Annotated in this window: 1 protein-coding gene; it reads right to left on the reverse strand. The window is 30.9% G+C overall.

Features of this window, described 5'->3' with window-relative positions; genetic code table 11:
• The coding region (locus ACKVDP_RS13810; protein ID WP_409229483.1) for a DNA methyltransferase at positions 1-1,045 on the reverse strand (1,045 nt) is incomplete at its 3' end.
• Positions 1,046-1,051 lie beyond the last annotated feature (6 nt).

Genomic DNA, 1,051 nt, shown 5'->3' on the forward strand with positions numbered 1-1,051 from the left:
CCTTTTGAATGCGTGGAAGCATAACTGTGTCAAAATATTCACCCATTTCAACAAGTATATATTTCCTATTCCCTTGATCTTCTCTATTTAAATCAATTACAACATGTGCAGTTGTACCTGAGCCTGCAAAAAAGTCAAGTACAATTGAATCTTTATTCGTTGTTCCATCAACTAATCTATCTATCAATTTCAATGGTTTCTTGCCATTCTTAAAAACCACACTACCTTCAGCTTCTAATCCTGTAGTAGAAATATCACTCCAAAAATCTCCTGGATGTTGAGCTAAATTATCTATAGCAAAAATAATTTGAACCCTTGGACTTGTTGATTCCTCGTTAAAGGAAGCATCTATAAAATATGGTATTTTATCTCTTGAAGACAAACTACAAAAAATATTATGGTCTGGATAATAATCCCTATTATTCAAAGCTATTTGCTTTACTGATGTGCTTGCCGCAGTCCTAGCTATCCTATAAGAGTTTTCAAGCAACCAAGTCTTTTTTTCACTATCAAGAATATTTTCTTCTTTCAACTTTTCACCAACACTTATAATGTTCCATTTAGAACAGATTTTATTTATTTTTTCCAATTCAGCATCGTCAATAATATCATTAGAAGTTAAAGTTTTAATCTCCTCATAATCTTCTTTTGTCATTCCACTGATAAATTTATTATATTCGTCATCCCATTCTTCTTTTTGAATATACTTAAAGTTAACTCCTTTTAATATTTTCTCTTTTGAGTTAATAACAACATATTCCTTATATTTTGGTATTTTTCCAAGAGCTTTTACTGACGACATTTTTACACCAGAAGCTTCAGACATTTTAACAGCAATTTTTTTTGTACTATTGAACATTTCTTTGCACATCAGTGTGAGTACATTTTCCTCTTTATCATCAATGCTAATGCTCGTTTTCCCACTTGATTTCATTAAATTGTTTGAATAGTCTAACCTATCAAACATCATTGACATCCAACTGCTCTCTTCATAGCCATCCTTATATATAAATCCATCACTACCTGTATTGTAAGGTGGATCAATATAAAC

The sequence above is a fragment of the Gudongella ferriphila genome, assembly GCF_046224405.1.
Lineage (GTDB): Bacteria > Bacillota > Clostridia > Tissierellales > Tissierellaceae > Gudongella.